General features: G+C 68.3%; 20 protein-coding genes. 13 read left to right on the top strand and 7 right to left on the bottom strand.

Features of this window, described 5'->3' with window-relative positions:
* Window positions 1-82: 82 nt before the first annotated feature.
* Both G9373_RS36445 and G9373_RS36440 read right to left on the bottom strand, forming a co-directional pair.
* Window positions 83-1,234, bottom strand: a complete 1,152-nt coding sequence (locus G9373_RS36445; RefSeq protein WP_005256318.1) for an MFS transporter — start codon at window positions 1,232-1,234, stop codon at window positions 83-85.
* A complete protein-coding gene (locus tag G9373_RS36440; protein ID WP_005256316.1) occupies window positions 1,231-2,172 on the bottom strand; it encodes a PAC2 family protein in 942 nt (313 codons plus the stop codon). Before G9373_RS36440 ends, G9373_RS36445 begins: the two co-directional genes overlap by 4 nt.
* A 51-nt stretch (window positions 2,173-2,223) precedes the next feature.
* On the opposite strand from G9373_RS36440, the gene metH reads away from it, so the two are divergent.
* Genes metH through hisG form a run of 6 tightly spaced genes read left to right on the top strand, consistent with a single transcriptional unit; the run spans window position 2,224 to window position 9,452 of the window.
* Window positions 2,224-5,793 carry a methionine synthase gene (gene metH, locus G9373_RS36435; protein WP_005562922.1) on the top strand — a complete coding sequence of 1,190 codons (3,570 nt, stop codon included), beginning with the start codon at window positions 2,224-2,226 and terminating at the stop codon, window positions 5,791-5,793.
* Window positions 5,786-6,478, top strand: coding sequence for an HAD family hydrolase (locus tag G9373_RS36430; protein WP_167119785.1), 693 nt, complete (start codon window positions 5,786-5,788; stop codon window positions 6,476-6,478). Before metH ends, G9373_RS36430 begins: the two co-directional genes overlap by 8 nt.
* Before the next feature lie 15 nt (window positions 6,479-6,493).
* Window positions 6,494-7,351: a rhodanese-related sulfurtransferase gene (locus tag G9373_RS36425; protein WP_167119783.1), complete on the top strand. Its 858-nt coding sequence runs from the start codon at window positions 6,494-6,496 to the stop codon at window positions 7,349-7,351.
* A gap of 1 nt (window position 7,352) precedes the next feature.
* Complete coding sequence (locus G9373_RS36420; protein ID WP_005562925.1) at window positions 7,353-8,246, top strand: pseudouridine synthase; 894 nt, start codon at window positions 7,353-7,355, stop codon at window positions 8,244-8,246.
* A gap of 25 nt (window positions 8,247-8,271) precedes the next feature.
* Entirely contained in the window at window positions 8,272-8,553 is a 282-nt protein-coding gene (locus tag G9373_RS36415) for a phosphoribosyl-ATP diphosphatase (protein WP_009473527.1), read from the top strand.
* Window positions 8,554-8,600: 47 nt separating this feature from the next.
* On the top strand, window positions 8,601-9,452 hold the full coding sequence (gene hisG / locus G9373_RS36410; protein WP_005562927.1) for an ATP phosphoribosyltransferase: 852 nt from the start codon (window positions 8,601-8,603) through the stop codon (window positions 9,450-9,452).
* Between the two features lie 64 nt (window positions 9,453-9,516).
* On the opposite strand, the gene G9373_RS36405 is transcribed toward hisG, so the two are convergent.
* Together G9373_RS36405 and G9373_RS36400 are read right to left on the bottom strand one after the other, a co-directional pair.
* Window positions 9,517-10,353, bottom strand: a complete 837-nt coding sequence (locus G9373_RS36405) for a thioesterase family protein (protein WP_054246576.1) — start codon at window positions 10,351-10,353, stop codon at window positions 9,517-9,519.
* Window positions 10,350-11,255, bottom strand: coding sequence for a RecB family exonuclease (locus G9373_RS36400; RefSeq protein WP_167119780.1), 906 nt, complete (start codon window positions 11,253-11,255; stop codon window positions 10,350-10,352). The genes G9373_RS36405 and G9373_RS36400 overlap by 4 nt, the downstream gene beginning before the upstream one ends.
* 94 nt (window positions 11,256-11,349) lie before the next feature.
* Here G9373_RS36400 and G9373_RS36395 point away from each other — a divergent pair, with 94 nt between their 5' ends.
* Window positions 11,350-12,204, top strand: a complete 855-nt coding sequence (locus tag G9373_RS36395) for a tRNA (adenine-N1)-methyltransferase (RefSeq protein WP_043793627.1) — start codon at window positions 11,350-11,352, stop codon at window positions 12,202-12,204.
* Window positions 12,205-12,253: 49 nt separating this feature from the next.
* Here the strand turns inward: G9373_RS36395 and G9373_RS36390 are convergent, their stop codons facing one another.
* The gene (locus G9373_RS36390) at window positions 12,254-12,754 is read right to left on the bottom strand and encodes a hypothetical protein (RefSeq protein WP_120660745.1); all 501 of its coding nucleotides are present in this window, start codon (window positions 12,752-12,754) and stop codon (window positions 12,254-12,256) included.
* A gap of 182 nt (window positions 12,755-12,936) precedes the next feature.
* On the opposite strand from G9373_RS36390, the gene arc reads away from it, so the two are divergent.
* On the top strand, window positions 12,937-14,712 hold the full coding sequence (gene arc, locus G9373_RS36385; protein WP_005256296.1) for a proteasome ATPase: 1,776 nt from the start codon (window positions 12,937-12,939) through the stop codon (window positions 14,710-14,712).
* Window positions 14,713-14,777: 65 nt separating this feature from the next.
* Here arc and G9373_RS36380 read toward each other — a convergent pair whose 3' ends face one another.
* Entirely contained in the window at window positions 14,778-15,326 is a 549-nt protein-coding gene (locus G9373_RS36380; protein WP_005573976.1) for an NUDIX domain-containing protein, read from the bottom strand.
* 82 nt (window positions 15,327-15,408) lie between these two features.
* On the opposite strand from G9373_RS36380, the gene G9373_RS36375 reads away from it, so the two are divergent.
* From G9373_RS36375 to prcA, 5 genes are all read left to right on the top strand, one after another.
* Entirely contained in the window at window positions 15,409-15,786 is a 378-nt protein-coding gene (locus G9373_RS36375) for a nitroreductase family deazaflavin-dependent oxidoreductase (RefSeq protein WP_005573978.1), read from the top strand.
* Between the two features lie 74 nt (window positions 15,787-15,860).
* Window positions 15,861-17,360 carry a depupylase/deamidase Dop gene (dop, locus tag G9373_RS36370; RefSeq protein ID WP_005242993.1) on the top strand — a complete coding sequence of 500 codons (1,500 nt, stop codon included), beginning with the start codon at window positions 15,861-15,863 and terminating at the stop codon, window positions 17,358-17,360.
* Between the two features lie 169 nt (window positions 17,361-17,529).
* Window positions 17,530-17,724, top strand: a complete 195-nt coding sequence (locus G9373_RS36365) for a ubiquitin-like protein Pup (RefSeq protein WP_005242990.1) — start codon at window positions 17,530-17,532, stop codon at window positions 17,722-17,724.
* Window positions 17,721-18,605, top strand: a complete 885-nt coding sequence (gene prcB / locus G9373_RS36360; RefSeq protein ID WP_005256288.1) for a proteasome subunit beta — start codon at window positions 17,721-17,723, stop codon at window positions 18,603-18,605. The genes G9373_RS36365 and prcB overlap by 4 nt, the downstream gene beginning before the upstream one ends.
* Window positions 18,602-19,381 carry a proteasome subunit alpha gene (gene prcA, locus G9373_RS36355; RefSeq protein WP_005256287.1) on the top strand — a complete coding sequence of 260 codons (780 nt, stop codon included), beginning with the start codon at window positions 18,602-18,604 and terminating at the stop codon, window positions 19,379-19,381. Before prcB ends, prcA begins: the two co-directional genes overlap by 4 nt.
* Here the strand turns inward: prcA and G9373_RS36350 are convergent.
* Window positions 19,372-20,560, bottom strand: a 1,189-nt coding sequence (locus G9373_RS36350; RefSeq protein WP_167119777.1) for a diacylglycerol kinase family protein, incomplete at its 5' end; no start/stop codon positions are given. The genes prcA and G9373_RS36350 overlap by 10 nt on opposite strands.

Raw genomic sequence — 20,560 nt, 5'->3', positions numbered from 1 at the left:
GCTCCGCCCCGGGAGTGTCGTAACGGCTGCGCGCACGTTACGTGGGAATCAGGAACACCTCACAGCCCTCCCGGAAGTCATGTCAGGCAGGTGCGCGGTCGCGGGGCATGAGCAGCGGGGCCAGCACGGCGAGGAGCAGGGCGGGCAGCAGGAAACCGGCCGCGGGCGACACCGAATACACCGGGGTGAGGGTGATCGGGGCGAGCGCGTTGCCCATGAATCGCAGCGCCTGCACGACGGATACCGCGCCGCCCCGGTTCGGGCCCGGCGAACCCAGCACGGCGGCGTTGACCCCCACCAGGATGAACTGACCGGCGATTCCGGCCGCGAACCACGCCACGGCCGCGACCGCGAGGAGGGACACGGTCCCGGTGGCCGCGACGAGAATCGCGCCGCCGAACGCGCCGATCAGGACGGCCGCCCGGGCTCCGATCTTGTCGATGACACCGCCGACGAAGCGTGCGGTGAGGATGCCGGCCACGCCGAACCCCGTGAGCAGCAGCCCGCGCTGGGTCGGGCTCAGCCCGAAGGCGTCCTCGGCGCGGAACGCGACCAGGAAGCTCAGCCCACCGAGCGCACCCCAGCCGAGGAGTGCGACCACGCCGATTCTCAGCACCGACGGGGTGAGGGCGTCGCGCAGTCGCGGGCGCGGTGCCCCCGGCTCGGCGGGAGCACTGTCGGGAACACCGACCAGACCCAGCACCGCGGCGACGAGGGCGATGACGAGGAATGCGAGACGCCAGTCGACCTCCGCTGCGAGCCCGCCGACGAGCGGCGCGCTCGACTGTCCCGCGGCCTGGAACGCGCCGAAGATTCCCAGTGCCCGGCCGAGATGTTTCTTCGGAGTCGAGGCGGCGAGCGCCGCCAGCAACAGCGGCGTCGTGAACGAGTTCGAACACCCCTGGAGCACGCGGGCGCCGAGGAAGAGCGGCAGCGTCGGCGCCACGAAACATGCCAGCGACGACAGCAGGTAGACGCCGTACGCGATCCGCACGGTCCGCGTCTGCCCCCACCGGGCGCCCAGCGTGCCCGACACCAGCATCAGCAACGCGAACGGCAGCAGGTACGCCGTCAGCGAGCCGGCCGCGGCGGACGCACTCACGCCGAGGTCGTCACCGATCTCGGGAAGGATCGAGGCGACGACCCCGCCGCCGAACGGACCGAGGAAACCGCCGGCGTAGAGCGCCGTGCGCTGGAGCGAGGAACGAAGCGACTCGGATGAGTTCTTCGTCACAGCCCGAAGCTGCCGGGCCCACGCCTGCGGAGATACCGCTCGAACTCGGCCGCCAGCGCGTCACCGTCGATCTTCGAGATGGCGTCGGAGATGTCGGTCTCGGCGTCGCCGCGCTCCTCGAGTGAGCGGACGTACTCGCCGATCTCCTCGTCGTCCGCGGTCATCTCGGTGACCGCTTCCTGCCAGTCGTCGGCCTGGGCCGGGAGTTCCCCGAGGGGAACCTCGATGTCCAGGACATCCTCGACGCGTTGCAGCAGCGCCACCGTGGCCTTCGGATTCGGCGGCTGGGACACATAGTGGGGCACGGCCGCCCAGAACGACACGGCAGGCACACCGGCCCGGACGCACGCGTCCTGCAGCACCCCGGTGATCCCGGTCGGCCCCTCGTAGCGGGTCTGTTCGAGCTTGAACCGCTCGGCGGCCTCGCTGCTGTACGCGCTGCCCGTCACCGGGACCGGCCGCGTGTGCGGGGTGTCCGCGAGCAGTGCCCCGAGGATCACCACGGTGTTGATCTGCAGCTGATCGATCAGCTCGAGGAGGTCCTCGCAGAAGCTGCGCCAGCGCATGTTCGGTTCGATCCCGCGCAGCAGAACCACGTCGCGGTCGCTGCCGGGAGGCGAGCACACCGACAGGCGGGTGGCGGGCCACACGATCTCCCGGGTGACACCGTCGACCTGCCGCACCGTGGGTCGATTGACCTGGTAGTCGTAGTATTCCTCGGAGTCCAGCTCGGCGAGCGGCTGGGCGTCCCAGGTCAACTCGAGGTGCTCGACGGCTCCGCTCGCGGCGTCGCCGGCGTCGTTCCAGCCCTCGAAGGCGGCGACGAGGACAGGGTCACGAAGTACGGGCACGCCACTGTCCGCCGCACCGGCATCCGCGGTGTCGGGGGTGTCGTCGGCGCGGCCCGCAGGCGTGACGGGGAACTCACTGGAACTCACCCACCCAGCCTACGGCCAGCATTGGTTCGCGCGCCCACTAGTCTGGACGGCATGTCTGCGCCATTTCACTCTGCCCTGCTCGATGCGTTGAACCAGCGCGTTGTCATCGGCGACGGAGCCATGGGCACCATGTTGCAGGCCGCGGACCTCACGCTCGACGACTTCCTCGGGCTCGAAGGCTGCAACGAAATCCTCAACGACACCCGCCCTGACGTGCTGAAAGACATCCACCGCGCGTACTTCGAGGCCGGGGCGGACGCCGTCGAGACCAACACGTTCGGGTGCAACCTACCCAACCTCGCCGATTACGACATTTCGGACCGCATCCGGGAACTGGCCGAGAAGGGCACCCGGCTGGCGCGTGACGTGGCCGACGAGATGGGGCCCGGACGCGACGGCATGGGCCGCTTCGTCCTCGGCTCGATGGGACCCGGAACCAAGCTGCCGACGCTGGGCCACGCGCCGTTCGCGGTCCTCCGCGACGCCTACGCGGAGGCTGCGATGGGCATGATCGACGGGGGAGCGGACGCGATCCTCGTCGAGACCTGCCAGGACCTGCTGCAGGTGAAGGCCGCCATCCTCGGCAGTCAGCGGGCGATGGAGACGCTGGGGTCGCGGCTGCCGATCATCACCCACGTCACGGTCGAGACCACCGGCACGATGCTCCTCGGCAGCGAGATCGGTGCCGCGCTGACCGCGCTCGAGCCGCTGGGTATCGACATGATCGGCCTCAACTGTGCGACCGGACCCGCCGAGATGAGCGAACATCTCCGCCACCTGTCCAAGTACAGCTCCCTCCCGGTGTCGGTGATGCCCAACGCCGGACTGCCGCAGCTCGGCCCGAACGGCGCCGAGTACCCGCTCACCGCGGAGGAGCTCGCCGAGGCGCTCAGCGGTTTTGTCACCGAGTTCGGTCTCGGTCTGGTCGGCGGCTGCTGCGGCACCACCCCGGAGCACATCCGGCAGGTGGCCGAAGCGGTCCGCCTGGTCGAGAAGGCCGAGCGGAACCCGGTGCACGAGTCGGGGACGTCCTCGCTGTACACGGCGGTGCCGTTCCAGCAGGACGCCAGCATCCTGATGATCGGTGAACGCACGAACACCAACGGCTCCAAGGCATTTCGTGAGGCGATGATCGCCGAGGACTATCAGAAGTGCCTCGACATCGCGAAGGACCAGACCCGCGACGGCGCCCACATGCTCGACCTCAACGTCGACTACGTCGGACGCGACGGTGCCGTCGACATGGCCGCCCTCGCAAGCCGGTTCGCGACGTCGTCGACGCTGCCGATCATGCTCGACTCCACCGAGCCCGCGGTCCTGCAGGCCGGCCTCGAGCACCTCGGCGGCCGGTGCGCCGTGAACTCGGTCAACTACGAGGACGGCGACGGACCGGACTCGCGGTTCCAGAAGATCATGCGGCTCGTCACGGAGCACGGCGCCGCCGTCGTCGCGCTGACCATCGACGAGGAGGGCCAGGCGCGCACCGCGGAGCACAAGGTCCGCATCGCCGAGCGTCTGCTCGAAGACCTCACCGTGAACTGGGGCCTCGACGAGTCCGACATCATCATCGACGCGCTGACCTTCCCGATCTCTACCGGTCAGGAAGAGGTCCGCCGCGACGGCATCGAAACGATCGAGGCGATCCGCGAGCTGAAGAAGCGGCATCCGCGGGTGCACTTCACCCTCGGCGTGTCCAACATCTCGTTCGGTCTCAACCCGGCGGCCCGGCAGGTCCTGAACTCGGTGTTCCTGCACGAGTGCACCGAGGCCGGCCTGGACACGGCCATCGTGCACGCGTCGAAGATCCTGCCGATGGCGCGGATCCCCGACGAACAGCGGGAAACGGCCCTCGACCTGGTGTACGACCGCCGCCGCGAGGGCTACGACCCGCTGCAGAAGCTGATGGAACTGTTCGAGGGCGTCTCCGCGGCGTCGGCGCGCGAATCCCGCGCCCAGGAACTGGCGGCGCTGCCGCTGTTCGAGCGGCTGGAACGCCGCATCGTCGACGGTGAACGCAACGGCCTCGACGACGACCTCACCGCGGCGATGGAGGAGAAGCCGCCGCTCGCGATCATCAACGAGACGCTGCTGTCCGGCATGAAGACCGTCGGCGAACTCTTCGGGTCCGGGCAGATGCAGCTGCCGTTCGTGCTGCAGTCCGCCGAGGTGATGAAGGCGGCCGTGGCATACCTCGAACCGCACATGGAGGCCACCGACGAGGACGGCAAGGGCCGCATCGTCATCGCCACCGTGAAGGGCGACGTCCACGACATCGGCAAGAACCTCGTCGACATCATCCTGAGCAACAACGGGTACGACGTGGTGAACCTGGGCATCAAGCAGCCGATCGCGACGATCCTCGACGCGGCGATCGAGCAGAAGGCCGACGTCATCGGCATGTCCGGGTTGCTCGTGAAGTCGACCGTGGTGATGAAGGACAACCTGCAGGAACTCAACGCCAAGGGTGTCGCGGAGAAGTTCCCCGTCCTCCTCGGCGGTGCCGCGCTGACCCGTTCCTACGTGGAGAACGACCTGGCCGAGGTGTACGAGGGCGACGTCAGCTACGCGCGTGACGCGTTCGAGGGCCTGCACCGGATGGACGAGATCATGGCCGTCAAGCGTGGCGGCGGACCCGACCCGGACAGTCCGGAAGCGATCGCGGCCCGCGAGAAGGCGGCCGAACGGAAGGCACGGCACGAGCGGTCCAAGCGGATCGCGGAGAAGCGCAAGGCGGCCGAGACCCCGATCGAGGTGCCGGAGCGATCCGACGTGGCCACCGACATCGTCGTCCCGAGCCCGCCGTTCTGGGGCAACCGGATCGTCAAGGGCGTCTCGCTGTCGGACTACTCCGGGCTGTTGGATGAGCGCGCCCTGTTCCTCGGGCAGTGGGGTCTGCGCGGGCAGCGTTCCGGCGACGGTCCCACTTACGAGGAATTGGTGGAAACCGAGGGCCGCCCCCGCCTGCGGTACTGGCTCGACCGGCTGAGCACCGAGGGAATCCTCGCGCACGCCGCCGTCGTGTACGGCTACTTCCCCGCCGTGTCCGAGGGCGACGACGTGGTCGTGCTCACCGACCCGACACCCGACGCCGAGGAACGCTTCCGGTTCACGTTCCCGCGCCAGCACCGCGACCGCTTCCTATGCGTCGCCGACTTCGTCCGGTCCCGCACCGAGGCGAAGGAGACCGGCCAGGTCGACGTGTTCCCCATGCAGCTCGTGACCATGGGGCAGCCGATCGCGGACTTCGCGAACGAGCTGTTCGCCGCCAACGCGTACCGCGACTACCTCGAGGTGCACGGCATCGGCGTGCAGCTGACGGAATCGCTGGCCGAGTACTGGCATCAACGGGTCCGCGAGGAACTCGTGCTGCCCGGCGGTCACAACGTGGCCGAGCAGGACCCGTCCGAGGTGTCCGGATTCTTCGACCTCGCCTACCGCGGTGCCCGCTACTCCTTCGGGTACGGTGCCTGCCCCAACCTGGAGGACCGCGCGAAGATGGTCGCTCTGCTCGAACCCGAACGGATCGGTGTGAAGTTGTCCGAGGAATTGCAGTTGCATCCCGAGCAGTCCACGGATGCGTTCGTGCTGCACCACCCCGAAGCGAAGTACTTCAATGTCTGATGCATTCGACGGTCTCGCAGGTGTTCTGTGGGACATGGACGGAACGCTGCTCGATTCCGAGAAGATGTGGGACGTCGCGGTCCGCGAGTTGTCGCTGCACCTCGGCGGTCCGATGACCGAGGAAACGCGGCTGAAGACGATCGGTGCGTCGAGCGCCAACGCTCTCGGCGTCATCTTCGACGCCCTCGGGCTCGACCGGGATCCGGCGGCGCTCGCCGAGGCCAAGGAGTGGATGTTCACCCGCGTCGAGGAATTGTTCGGCGACGGGATCCCGTGGCGACCGGGCGCCCACGACGCACTGCGGACCGTCCGGGCGCACGGTCTGAGGTCGGCGCTGGTGACCAACACCGAGCGCCGGCTCACCGAGCGGGCACTCGAGACGCTCGGCAGGCACCACTTCGACCACTCCGTGTGCGGCGACGAGGTGCCGGCAGGCAAACCGCATCCCGACCCGTACCTGCGGGGCGCGGAACTGCTGGGACTGGATCCGTCGCAGTGCCTCGCCATCGAGGACTCGCCCACCGGTGCGGCGTCCGCGCAGGCCGCGGGGTGCGTCGTCCTGATCGTTCCGTGCGAGATCGCGGTGGCCGACGGCCCGGGGCGGGTGTTCCGGTACAGTCTCGAGGGTCTCACCGGTTCCGACCTGGCCGAGGTGTGGGCGCAGCGGAGTGCCGTCCGTCTCTAGGTAGTCTGGTTTCCCGTGGCTGTCCCGAAAATCGTGCTGTTCTACGTGTTCACTCCGCTCGCCGACCCGGAGGCGATACGGCTGTGGCAGTACACACTCGCCGAGGCGAACAACCTGACCGGACGGATCCTCGTCTCCGAGCACGGCATCAACGCGACGGTCGGCGGTGACATCCACGACGTCAAGCGGTACGTGAAGGGGACCCGCAGCTACGCCCCGTTCAAGGACGCCGACATCAAGTGGTCGAACGGGCTCGGTGACGACTTCCCGCGGCTGAGCGTCAAGGTGCGATCGGAGATCGTGACGTTCGGTGCGCCGGGCGAGCTGAAGGTGGATGCGTACGGTGTCGTCGGCGGCGGCACCCACCTCGCGCCCCACGAGGTGCACCGCCTGGTCGAGGGTCGCGGTGACGACGTCGTCTTCTTCGACGGGCGCAACGGTTTCGAGGCGGAGATCGGCCGATTCCGGGACGCCGTCGTGCCCGACGTGTCCACCACGCGCGAGTTCGTGCACGAACTCGACAGCGGCAAATACGACCATCTGAAGGACAAGGCCGTCGTCACCTACTGCACTGGGGGAGTGCGGTGCGAGGTCCTGTCCTCGCTGATGCGCTCGCGCGGGTTCGGCGAGGTCTACCAGCTGGACGGCGGTATCGTCCGCTACGGCGAGGCGTTCGGTGACACGGGCCTGTGGGAGGGGTCGCTGTACGTCTTCGACAAACGGATGAACATCGAGTTCAGCGATCAGGCCAAGACTCTGGGGCGCTGCAGCACGTGCGGGGGTCCGACGTCCCGGTACGAGAATCTGCCGGACGACCGGGGCCGCGAACTGGTGCTCGTCTGCGCCGGCTGCACCGAGAATCGGGCGGGCTGAGGTGGCGGGGGCGCCCCTGCCGGTCCGCAACGGCCTCGGTCCCGACCGCATCCGGATGCCGGCAGGCGTCGGCGCGAAGACGGTCGCCGAATTCCTGGTCGAGACGTACCCGGACGAGCGCGCGCACTGGCTGTCGCTGATCGACGGCGGGGAAGTCGTCGACGAGCACGGCAGGGTGGTCGACCGCGGGACCCGTTATGCCCCGACCCGTTTCGTGTACTTCTACCGCGACCCCGCACCCGAGATCCCGGTTCCGTTCGAGATCGACGTCCTGCACCGCGACGACCACCTCGTGGTGATCGACAAACCCCATTTCCTCGCGACCATTCCGCGGGGCGCGCACATCACCGAGACGGCGGTGGTGCGGCTGCGGAGGGCGCTCGACCTGCCCGACCTCACACCGGCCCACCGGCTCGACCGGATGACGGCCGGCGTCCTGGTGTTCCTGATCAGGCCGGAAGACCGCAGACCGTATCAGGAACTGTTCGTCTCCCAGCAGGTCACCAAGGAATACGAGGCCGTCGCCGGACACGATCCGACGCTCGCGTTTCCGCGGACCATCCGCAGCCGCATCGTCAAGGAACACGGGATCATGACGGCCACGGAGGAACCGGGAGAACCGAACAGCGAGACCGTAGTCGAGCTGATCGAGACCCGAGACGGCCGCGCGCGGTACCGGCTGCTGCCGAAGACCGGCCGGACGCACCAACTGCGGTTGCACATGTCGTCGCTGGGGCTGCCGATCGAGGGCGACAACTACTACCCGGACTTCCGCCGGTCCGAGCCCGGCGACTTCTCGACGCCGCTGCGGTTGCTGGCGCGGGCCATCGAGTTCACCGACCCCCGTTCGGGCGAGGTCCGCCGGTTCGAGAGTCGCCGCACACTCGGGTGGTGACCGGTTCGGAGAGGTCCGCGGCGGCGTGAAACAATGGGTCCTCGTGAAGACCTTCGAATCCCTGTTCGCCGAGCTGACCGAGCGTGCCGCTACCCGCCCCGAGGGGTCCGGCACCGTTGCCGCCTTGGACGCCGGCGTCCATTCGCAGGGAAAGAAGATCCTCGAAGAGGCGGGTGAGGTGTGGATCGCCGCCGAGCACGAGAGCGACGAGGCACTCGCCGAGGAGATCTCTCAGCTGCTGTACTGGACGCAGGTGCTGATGGTGGGTAAGGGCCTGAAGCTCGAGGACGTCTACCGACATCTGTGATCGGTGATCGAGACTCCTCCACCCGCTCCCGAAAGGAACCCTCAGCCATGCTGCGCGTCGCAGTCCCCAACAAGGGCTCGCTGTCCGAGTCCGCCGCCGAAATCCTCAGCGAGGCCGGCTACCGCCGTCGCACCGACTCCCGTGACCTGACCGTCCTCGACCCGTCCAATCAGGTCGAGTTCTTCTTCCTGCGCCCCAAGGACATCGCGATCTACGTCGGATCCGGTGAACTCGATCTCGGCATCACCGGCCGCGACCTCGCCCGCGACTCGGGGGCCTCCGTCTCCGAACGGCTGTCGCTCGGCTTCGGCCGTTCCACGTTCCGGTACGCCGCCCCCGCGGGCAAGGACTGGTCGGTCGAGGACCTCGCCGGACTCCGGATCGCCACGTCCTACCCCAACCTGGTGCGCGACGACCTGTCCGCACGCGGCATCGACGCCTCGGTCATCCGCCTCGACGGCGCCGTGGAGATCTCGATCCAGCTCGGCGTCGCCGACGCCATCGCCGACGTCGTCGGCTCCGGCCGCACGCTGCGCCAGCACAACCTGGTCGCGTTCGGCGACACCCTGTGCGATTCCGAAGGCGTGCTCATCGAGCGCGCCGGTTCGCCCGACGACGATTCCGCGCGCAACCAGCTGGTCGAGCGGGTGCGCGGTATCGTCTTCGCGCAGCAGAACCTGATGCTCGACTACGACTGCCCCAAGACGATCCTCGACGACGCGTTGAAGATCACCCCGGGCCTGGAGTCGCCGACACTGTCGCCGCTCGCCGACGAGAACTGGGTCGCGGTCCGGGCGATGGTGCCGATCAAGGGCCACAACGGAGTCATGGACGAACTCGCGGACCTCGGCGCCAAGGCCATCCTCGCGTCCAACATCCGGTCCTGCCGCGCACTCTGATCTCGTTCTGCCGCAACACGATCCGCGCCCGCTCCGCCCGCAACACGATCCGCGCCCGCTCCGCTCAGGGGCGGGCGCGGACCTGTACGGTCTGGGCGATCCGGCCGACGGCGCCGGTCTCGTCGTAGAGCACGCCCGCGCACATGCCCACTCCGTCGGGTCCGATGGAGGTTTCGGAGCTGACCCCCACCCAGTCGCCCTCGGGGACCCGGAAGATGTGCACGGTGAGGTCGGTGTTGAGGAACGTCCAGTCTGCCGGGTCGAGTTTCGATCCCACACCGTTCGCGATGTCCGCGATGGAGAACAGCCGCTCGAGCGGCGTCATGGTCTCGCCGAGAACCAGTGCGGGCCGCGGCTTCGCCCACAGCTTGCCCGGGCCCTCGCATCCCATCTCGGCGATCCACCGCCAGTCGAGGGTCGTCAGGTAGCCCGAATTCCAGACCTCGCCGAACTTGCCGTCCCGGCCGGTGGACCGCGGTTCGAGTGGCGGGTCGACGACGTGGACGGCGTCGCTGGTGTCGACGGTCTCCATCCGCCACGCCGAGCCCCGCGCGACGGCACGGGGCCGGTCGCCGACGGTCCACAATTCGGCGACCACCAGCTCCACCCGGCGTCCCGGTCGCTGCACCCAGGACCGGACCTCGAGTTCGGCGATCGGGATGGGACCGAGGATCTCGACCACGACCCGCGTGAGACGCACGTCGTCGCGTGGGGCGCAGCGCTCGAGTGCCCGCACGAGCAGCGCGGACGGGGGAGCGCCGTGCTGCATCGTCTCGGCCCACACACTGATCGTCAGATCCGTGCTGTCGAACCGCTCGACGGTGATCTTCTGGTCCGAGCCCACTTCCGGCGCACTCAGTGCTTCCGAACCGAGTGGTACGTAATAGGACTCGGAACTCATTCGACAATCTCCTCGAAACCCGGTGCGTCTTCTGCGGGCCCCTCCGGCCATCCCGGGTAGGGAGGCGGCGTTCCGTCGAACGAGGGGCACAGGGACTTATGATCACACCAGTCGCAGAGCCGGCTCGGCTTGGGTCGGAAATCGCCGGTGACCCCGGCCGCCAGGATGGCCTTCCAGATCGCCGACAGCGTGCGCTCGAACCGCAGCAGTTCGTCCTCGTCGGGTGCGTAGGTGAGGACCGTGCCGGACGCGAGGTACAGCAGCCGCAACTGCGCGGGGACGATGCCGCGGGTGCGCAGCAGGACCAGCGCGTAGAACTTCATCTGGAACAGTGCCTTGGACTCGGACATCTCGCGTGGTGCACGGCCGGTCTTGTAGTCGACCACCCGCACCTCCCCGGTGGGGGCGACGTCGATGCGGTCGACGAATCCGCGGAGCAGCACCCCGTCGGCGAGTTCGGTCTCGACGCGCTGTTCGCACGATTCGGCCTCGAACCGGGTGGGGTCCTCGAGCTCGTAATACGCGGTGACGAGGGACCGCGCCTCGTCGAGGAACGTGTCGCGTTGGTCCTCGGGGACCAGGTCGATCAGGTCGGGGGCTTCGGCGAGAATGCGCTCCCACGACGGGAGGACCAGATCGACCGCCTTCTGCGGAACGCGTTCGGCCGCGGGCAGCCCGAACAGGGTCTCCAGTGCGGCGTGCACGACCGTGCCCTTCACCTGCGCGCGCGACGGCGCCTCGGGGAGCCGGTCGACCGCGCGGAAACGGTAGAGGAGCGGGCACTGCTTGAAGTCGCCGGCACGGGACGGTGACAGGGCGGGGCGCCTGCGGGTGGCCGAAGTGTCGCCGGGTTGTGACGGGGAACCGTGTGTGACGGGGGCTGGCGACTCTGAGATGCTCACACCTGGCAGGGTAGGCCCCCGGTCCGACAGTCGAGTCGGGGCGCGGTGTGGGCGTCGGACGGCGCCGGACGAACAGGCTGAGGAGTCGGTGAAGATGGTGGGACGCGAAACGCGACCGAGCGGACCGTTTCGGGTGGGCGATCGCGTCCAGTTGACGGACGCCAAGGGCCGGCACTACACGGTCAACCTGGAGGCCGGCAAGGAGTTCCACACCCACCGCGGCGGCATCCTGCACGACGACCTGATCGGCACCGACGAGGGCAGCGTGGTCAAGTCGACCAACGGCACCCCGTACCTCGCGCTGCGACCGCTGCTCGTCGACTACGTCCTGTCGATGCCCCGTGGGGCGCAGGTCATCTACCCGAAGGACGCCGCGCAGATCGTCCACGAGGGTGACGTCTTCCCCGGCGCCCGCGTGCTCGAGGCCGGCGCCGGCTCGGGCGCGCTGACGTGCTCACTGCTGCGGGCGGTCGGACCGGAAGGCCGGGTCATCTCGTACGAGGTGCGCGACGACCACGCCGAACACGCGGTCCGGAACGTCGAGACGTTCTTCGGGGAACGCCCCGAGAACTGGGACCTGACCATCGCCGACGTCGCCGAGTTCGACGCCGAGGCTGCGGGCGGTCAGGTCGACCGGGTGGTCCTCGACATGCTCGCCCCCTGGGACGCGCTGCCCGCGGTGTCCAAGGCGCTGGTTCCCGGCGGTGTGCTCATCGTCTACGTCGCCACTGTGACGCAGCTCTCGAAGGTGGTCGAGGCGATGCGCGAGCAGGAGTGCTGGACCGAGCCGCGGTCCTGGGAATCGATCGTCCGCGGGTGGCACGTCGTCGGGCTCGCCGTGCGCCCGGAACACCGGATGCAGGGCCACACCGCGTTCCTGGTGAGTGCCCGGCGTCTGGCCGAGGGAACCGTCACCCCCAAGCCGCAGCGCCGGTCGGGCAAGGGCTGAGACACGCCTTCGGCGGCGCCCGGACAGGACGCCGCCGAAGAAGGGAAAACTAGCAGCCGGCGCGTGCCATGCCCAGCAGGGTGCACGTGCTCTCGTCCGACACCTTCCAGGTGCCGTCGACGTTCTGCCACGTCCACGCGGTCGGAGCGGCCGTGCCGTGCGGGCTGACGATCGCGACGTTCGCCGTCGCGGTATCGCCCTCTACCTGCACATCCGTGACCGTGAAGGACACCGGGTAGTTGGCCATGGCCGCCGTCATGGCCTCGAGATTCGGGCGGCGTTCGTCGCCGTCGACGACCACGACGGTCTTCTCGTCGACCGGTCGGGCGGGGTCCACGAGGACCTGGAGCGTACCGAGCAGTTCGTCCGACGTGGGGGCGGCAATCGCCTCGCTCGCCGCGGACGACGTGGCCGCGGACGTCGTCGCCGCGGTGTCGGACGCGTCGTCGGACGAGCAGGCCGACATCCCGAGCGCGAGGACCACCGCGCCCACGGCAACCACGGACCTACCGATGAAAGATGTTCCGTTCAGGGGCTTGCGGATTATCACGACGAACCCTTTCGTTACACAGAACAGAGAGAAACTGCTCGACAGGTAGGTAAGGCTAACATGAGAGGTTCGGTGGCCCAGGGCGTCACGTATGCCGATTCGCAATCGGCAGAATCCGTGTCACGGCGCAGAATTCGGGCAGTGCCGGTAGCGTTGATAGATCTCATTGGGAGGAGACGCACATGAGCTCGACAGAGAACCCCGATTCGGTTGCGGCCGCACGAGAGCTCGAGGCGTTGCGCGCAGAGGCGTCGGCACTGCGCAGGCAGCTCGCGGAGTCGCCGGAACAGCTTCGTGAGATGGAATCGCGAGTGGACTCGCTGTCCATCCGGAACACCAAGCTGATGGACACCCTCAAGGAGGCCCGTCAGCAGCTCATCGCCCTTCGAGAAGAAGTCGATCGCCTCGGCCAGCCGCCGAGCGGGTACGGCGTGCTGCTCGGAGTGCACGACGATCAGACCGTGGACGTGTTCACCTCCGGACGCAAGATGCGGTTGACCTGCTCCCCGAACGTCGACGCCGAGACCCTCAAGCTCGGCCAGACCGTGCGCCTCAACGAGGCGCTCACGATCGTGGAAGCGGGCAACTTCGAGCGTGTGGGTGAGATCAGCACGTTGCGCGAGGTCCTCGACGACGGTCAGCGCGCCCTCGTGGTCGGCCACGCCGACGAGGAACGGATCGTGTGGCTGGCCGAACCCCTCGCGACCGTCTTCGAGGAGAGCGAGAGGGAGTCGATCGCGTACGACGCGGAATCGCCCACCCGCAAACTTCGGCCGGGCGACTCCCTCCTCGTCGACACCAAGGCCGGGTACGCGTTCGAGCGGATCCCCAAGGCCGAGGTCGAGGATCTGGTCCTCGAAGAGGTTCCCGACGTGCACTACGACGACATCGGCGGCCTCGGACGGCAGATCGAGCAGATCCGTGACGCCGTCGAGTTGCCGTTCCTCCACAAGGACCTGTTCCACGAATACGAGCTGCGGCCACCGAAGGGTGTGCTCCTCTACGGTCCGCCCGGGTGCGGTAAGACGCTCATCGCCAAGGCGGTCGCCAACTCGCTCGCGAAGAAGATCGCGGAGGCCCGGGGTCAGGACAGCAAGGAAGCCAAGTCCTACTTCCTCAACATCAAGGGCCCCGAGCTGCTGAACAAGTTCGTCGGCGAGACCGAGCGGCACATTCGGCTGATCTTCCAGCGGGCCCGGGAGAAGGCGTCCGAGGGCACCCCGGTGATCGTGTTCTTCGACGAGATGGATTCGATCTTCCGTACCCGTGGGTCGGGTGTCTCCTCCGACGTCGAGACCACCGTCGTGCCTCAGCTGCTCAGTGAGATCGACGGCGTCGAGGGACTCGAGAACGTCATCGTGATCGGCGCGTCGAACCGCGAGGACATGATCGACCCCGCGATCCTGCGTCCCGGCCGCCTCGACGTGAAGATCAAGATCGAACGCCCCGACGCGGAGTCGGCGCAGGACATCTTCTCGAAGTACCTCGTCGAGACGCTGCCGGTGCACAGCGACGACATCGCGGAGTTCGGCGGCGACCGCACGGCCTGCATCCGGGTGATGATCGAACGGGTCGTCGACCGCATGTACGCCGAGAGCGAGGAGAACCGCTTCCTCGAGGTCACGTACGCCAACGGCGACAAGGAGGTCCTGTACTTCAAGGACTTCAATTCCGGCGCGATGATCCAGAACATCGTCGACCGCGCCAAGAAGTACGCGATCAAGTCGGTGCTCGACACCGGTGCCCCGGGCCTGCGGGTCCAGCACCTGTTCGACTCTATCGTCGACGAGTTCTCGGAGAACGAGGACCTGCCGAACACCACCAACCCCGACGACTGGGCCCGGATCTCGGGCAAGAAGGGTGAGCGGATCGTCTACATCCGCACACTGGTCACCGGTAAGAACGCGAGCGCGAGCCGCGCCATCGACACCGAATCCAACACCGGCCAGTACCTGTAAGCCGTTCGGTACCACCTGCGCGGCGGGAACTCGAACACGGTTCCCGCCGCGCAGGCGGCTGTGTGTCAGCGGTCCGGTGTGACGAGGTAGTCCTCCAGGAGCGCCCGGGTGTCCGGCACGAACGGCCACTGCGGGTCGCGCAGATGCGTCACCAGTTCGTGGGGCGTCCACCACCAGCCCGCCGCGATCTCGCTGGCCTGGTGGACGATGGGTCCGTCCCAGTGGGTCTCGTAGGCGTACAGGTGGCACCGCAGCCGCATTCCCTGCCAGTGCCCGTCCCACGCCACCGCCGCGATGGGGGTGAGGCCCACTCCGGTGACGCCCAGTTCCTCCGCCAACTCCCGGGCTGCGGCCTCCTCCGGGGTTTCCCCGGGATCGACGACCCCACCCGCCAGGCAGTCGTGATGTCCGGCGAACACCGTCTTCGTGTCCGAGCGTCGGTGCACGTAGAGGCGCTTCCCGTCCCCGGATCGGACGAGGACGCCGGCGCTCGCGTGCCACAACCCCTCGGCGTAGACGCGGGAACGCGCGGCGGACCCCACCGGTCGTCCCGCACTGTCGAACACCGCCACCACTTCGTCCGTGCCGGGTGGGGTGTTCGGTGCGGAATCCATGTGTCGATCCTGCCAGCCCCCCGGTGGACCTCGGTACTGTCGAGGTCGGGTGCTCGTTCCCGTGCCGAAGGGGTGAGAGGTCATGGCGTTGCCGCGTTCGATCGCCCGGTTCAACCGGGTCGTCACCAATCAGGTGAGCCGGCACGTCGCGACGATCCTGCCCGGTTTCGCCATGGTCGAGCACCGGGGCCGCAGGTCGGGCAAGACGTATCGCACACCCGTCAACGTGTTCGTCGTGGACGGCCGCTACCGGTTCGCGCTGACTTACGGTGCGCAGAGCGACTGGGTGCGAAACGTGGTGGCGGCGGGCGGATGCACCATCGTGACGCGCCGCCGGACGGTGCACCTGACGGGCCCGAGGATCGTCACCGACAGCACCCACTCCTGGGCTCCCGCCGGGGTCCGCACGGTGCTCCGGGCGATCTCGGCGGACGAGTACCTGGAGTGCTCGCCGGACTAGCCGCCGGGAGCGGACGGCTCGCGTAGCAGGAGTGTGCCACCGGGTGGCGTGGGTGATCGCATAGGCTCGGCAGCATGCAGCGGATCATCGGTGTCGAAGTCGAGTACGGAATCTCCTCACCCAGCGAGCCTTCGGCCAATCCGATCTTGACGTCCACCCAGGCGGTGCTGGCCTATGCGGCGGCAGCGGGAGTGCCGCGCGCCAAGCGCACCCGATGGGACTACGAGGTGGAATCCCCGCTCCGGGATGCCCGCGGGTTCGACCTGGGCCGGCTGAGCGGCCCGGCGCCGGTGATCGACGCCGACGAGGTCGGCGCGGCCAACATGATCCTCACCAACGGCGCCCGGCTCTACGTCGATCACGCGCACCCCGAGTACTCGGCCCCGGAGGTCACCGACCCCCTGGACGCCGTCATCTGGGACAAGGCCGGCGAACGGGTGATGGAGGCGGCCGCCCGGCACGCGTCGAGCGTCCCCGGCGCCCCGCGACTGCAGCTGTACAAGAACAACGTGGACGGCAAGGGGGCGTCGTACGGCACCCACGAGAACTACCTGATGTCCCGGGCCACGCCGTTCTCCGCGGTGATCAACGGGTTGACGCCGTTCTTCGCGTCCCGTCAGGTGATCTGCGGGTCGGGCCGGGTGGGCATCGGCCAGTCCGGTGACGAGGCCGGTTTCCAGCTGTCGCAGCGGGCCGACTACATCGAGGTGGAGGTCGGGCTCGAGACGACACTCAAGCGCGGCATCATCAACACCCGCGACGAACCCCACGCGGACGCGGACAAGTACCGGCGTCTGCACGTCATCATCGGCGACGCGAACCTCGCCGAGATGTCGACGTACCTGAAGGTCGGGACGACGGCTCTGGTCCTCGATCTCATCGAGGCCGGCGTCGACCTCACCGACCTGCAGCTGGCCCGCCCGGTGACCGCCGTGCACCACATCAGCCACGACCCGACGCTGCGCGCCACGGTCGCGCTGGCCGACGGCCGGGAACTGACCGGGCTTGCCTTGCAGCGGATCTACCTGGACCGAGTCGACAAGTTCATGTCCGCCGAGGGCAACGACGACCCTCGCGTCGCCGATCTGATGGAGAAGTGGGCGATGGTGCTCGACCTCCTCGAGCGGGATCCGATGGAGTGCGCTCACCTGCTGGACTGGCCGGCCAAGCTGCGTCTGCTCGAGGGTTTCCGGAACCGGGAGGGCCTCAACTGGTCCGCACCGCGACTGCATCTCGTCGACCTGCAGTACTCGGACGTGCGCCTGGACAAAGGGCTCTACAACCGGCTCGTCGCCCGCGGGTCGATGGAACGCCTCGTCTCGGAGCAGGCCGTGCTCGACGCCGTCGACACCCCGCCCACCGATACCCGCGCCTACTTCCGGGGTGAGTGCCTGCGCAAGTTCGGCGCCGACATCGCGGCCGCGAGCTGGGATTCGGTGATCTTCGATCTCGGTGGCGACTCCCTGGTCCGTATCCCCACCCTCGAGCCGTTGCGGGGCAGCAAGGCGCACGTGGGGGAGTTGCTGGAGTCGGTGGAGACCGCGAAAGAACTCGTCGACGAGCTCACGAACTGACCCGTCGACCGGTCGCGGACGGATCTGCCCCGAACTCGCCGTCGCGTCGGCACACGTGCGGCGGCGCCGCTCGGTAGGGTGAAGGTCCGAGCGGATGATGTAGTCAGACTGCTTGGCAGGACAGGACGCTCGGAAGAAGAGCTCCCTTCACACAAGGAGGTCGGCTGCGATGGCACAAGAGCAGACCAAACGTACTGGTGGCGGCGACGAGGACGACACCCCCGGCGGTGACGGTGCCGCGGGTCAGGAACGTCGCGAAAAGCTGGCCGAGGACACCGACGACCTGCTCGACGAGATCGACGACGTGCTCGAGGAGAACGCCGAAGACTTCGTCCGGGCCTATGTCCAGAAGGGCGGCCAGTGACGGCGGATCGACCGGCATTGCGGACAGGCGACGGTGACACGAAGCTCAGTTTCGGTTCGAATCTGAGCTCGTTCACCGAGTATCTGCGTGGTCACGCACCAGAATTGCTGCCGGAGAATCGGATCGGCCATCGTTCGCACTCGACACGGGGTGGTGACGGGATGGACAGCGGTGATCTCGCGCCGCACGGAACGACGATCGTGGCGCTCACCTACAAGGGTGGCGTCCTGCTCGCCGGCGACCGGCGCGCGACCCAGGGCAACCTGATCGCCAGCCGGGACGTCGAGAAGGTGTACGTCACCGACGAATATTCGGCGGCCGGTATCGCCGGCACCGCGGGGATCGCCATCGAACTGGTCCGCCTGTTCGCCGTCGAACTCGAGCACTACGAGAAGATCGAGGGCGTTCAGCTGACCTTCGACGGCAAGGCCAACCGCCTGGCGTCGATGGTCCGGGGCAACCTCGGGGCGGCGATGCAGGGTCTCGCAGTGGTCCCGCTGCTCGTCGGCTACGACCTCGACGCGGACGACGAGGCCCGGGCGGGCCGCATCGTCTCGTACGACGTCGTCGGCGGCCGGTACGAGGAACGCGCCGGATACCACGCGGTCGGTTCGGGATCGTTGTTCGCGAAGTCGGCACTGAAGAAGATCTACTCGCCGGACAGCGACGAGGAGACCGCCCTGCGGGCGGCCATCGAATCGCTGTACGACGCGGCCGACGACGACTCGGCCACCGGCGGGCCCGACCTGACCCGCGGCATCTACCCGACCGCGGTCACGATCACCCAGGCCGGTGCCGTGCACGTGTCCGAGGAGACGACGTCCGAGTTGGCTCGGCGCATCGTCGCCGAGCGCACCGAAGAAGGGGGGTCTGGGCGATGACCATGCCGTATTACGCGTCCGCCGAGCAGATCATGCGGGACCGCTCGGAACTGGCGCGCAAGGGAATTGCCCGCGGACGCAGCGTCGTGGTGCTCACGTTCCGCGACGGCGTGCTGTTCGTCGCGGAGAATCCCTCCACCGCGCTGCACAAGGTCAGCGAACTGTACGACCGACTCGGCTTCGCAGCGGTCGGCAAGTACAACGAGTTCGAGAACCTGCGGCGCGCCGGGATCGTCCACGCCGACATGCGCGGCTACTCCTACGACCGCCGAGACGTGACGGGCAGGTCGCTGGCCAACGCGTACGCGCAGACCCTCGGCACGATTTTCACCGAGCAGCCCAAGCCGTACGAGGTGGAGATCTGCGTCGCGGAGGTCGGACGCGTGGGCAGCCCGAAGGCGCCCCAGCTGTACCGCATCACCTACGACGGATCCATCGTCGACGAACAGCATTTCGTCGTGATGGGTGGCACTACCGAGCCGATCGCGACCGCCATGCGCGAGTCGTACCGTGCCGACCTCGATCTCGAGGCGGCGGTCGGCATCGCGGTCAACGCCCTGCGTCAGGGCGGTGCCGGGGAAGGCGAGAAGCGGAACGTCGACATGGCCAGCCTCGAGGTGGCCGTGCTCGACCAGTCCCGGCCGCGCCGCGCGTTCCGGCGAATAACCGGATCCGCGCTCGAACAGCTGATCCCCGCAGCGCCTGCGGCCGCCTCGGAGCCCGCTCCGGAGTCGAAGCCGGACACCGAGACGAAGCCGGCCGACGCTCAGGACTGAGGCCGGTACACCGCGATCGCTTCGGGCACCGTCCGGAAGTCGAACCTCAGGGCGTCGGCGACCACTTCACCGTCGGTGGCCAGTGCAACCGGCGAGCCGTCCACGCGGACGGTGAGCCGGGGCACGAGGGATCGCACGTACACCCGGCTGCTTCCGAGCGTCCCGGTGGCGGCAGCGAACAGCAGCCGCGGCCGGGACGCTCGCCGGTCGGCCCGCACGTACCGGACGTCGAGCAGTCCGCCGGTGATGGCGGGACGCGACATCGGAACCTGATCGCCGGGGGAATACCGACCGTTCCCCACGAACAGCATCCAGACTTTCACGGGCCTGCCGTCGATGGTGACGGCGAGCGGTGTTGCGGCGGAGAGAATCCGGATCATCGCCACACATGCCGCAGGCCACTTTCCGTACCGCGGCTGCCACTTCTCCCGCAGTCGCACCGCGTCGGGATAGCCGCCGAGACTGGCGGTGTTGAGGAACGGCGCCGGCTCCTCGACATCGGTGTGGACGACGGCCTGATCGACGAGAACCGCATGCCCGGTCTCGACGGCGTTCACCGTATCCGAGATGTCGGCGGCGCCGGCATCCCGCGCGAAGTGATTGAGCGTGCCGCCCGGGAACACCGCCAGCGGCAACGCGTGACGCACTGCAGCGGACGCGACGGCCACCACGGTCCCGTCTCCACCGCACACTCCGAGGGCGCGCGGCTTCCTGTCGGTCACCCAGGCGTCGAGTTGTTCGGCGAAATCGCGGGCGGTGTCGAGTGCACGCACGTCGGCCTTGGGGAGAGCGGTTGTGATCTCCTCACTCGGATCGACACTGTCGGGCCCGGACTCCGGGTTGACCACCACGAGCAGATCTTCACCGCCCCGAAGTGCCGGTGCGTCGACGGCGGGGCCCAGCTCTGCCGGTTCCTCCGTGCGCACCGCCCACCAGCGGCGGGTGCCCGACGCGACGGCCCCGCCGAGTAGCAGTCCGGCGGCAACGTCGGTCGGCCAGTGCACGCCGTTGTGCACACGGGAGTAGGCGACCGCGGCGGCAAGGGGGGCCACGACGGCAGCGGTCGCGGGCGATTCCAGGGCGACACCCGTGGTGAACGCCGCCGCCGACGCGGCATGTCCCGACGGGAACGACGAGGACCGGGGGATCGCCACCCCGCGCATTACGTTCGTCCATACG

The organism is Rhodococcus sp. A14, from assembly GCF_011603105.1.
Taxonomy (GTDB): domain Bacteria; phylum Actinomycetota; class Actinomycetes; order Mycobacteriales; family Mycobacteriaceae; genus Rhodococcus_F; species Rhodococcus_F opacus.
Note: the sequence above shows the minus strand (reverse complement) of the source record. Positions and strands in the feature narration are given on the sequence as shown.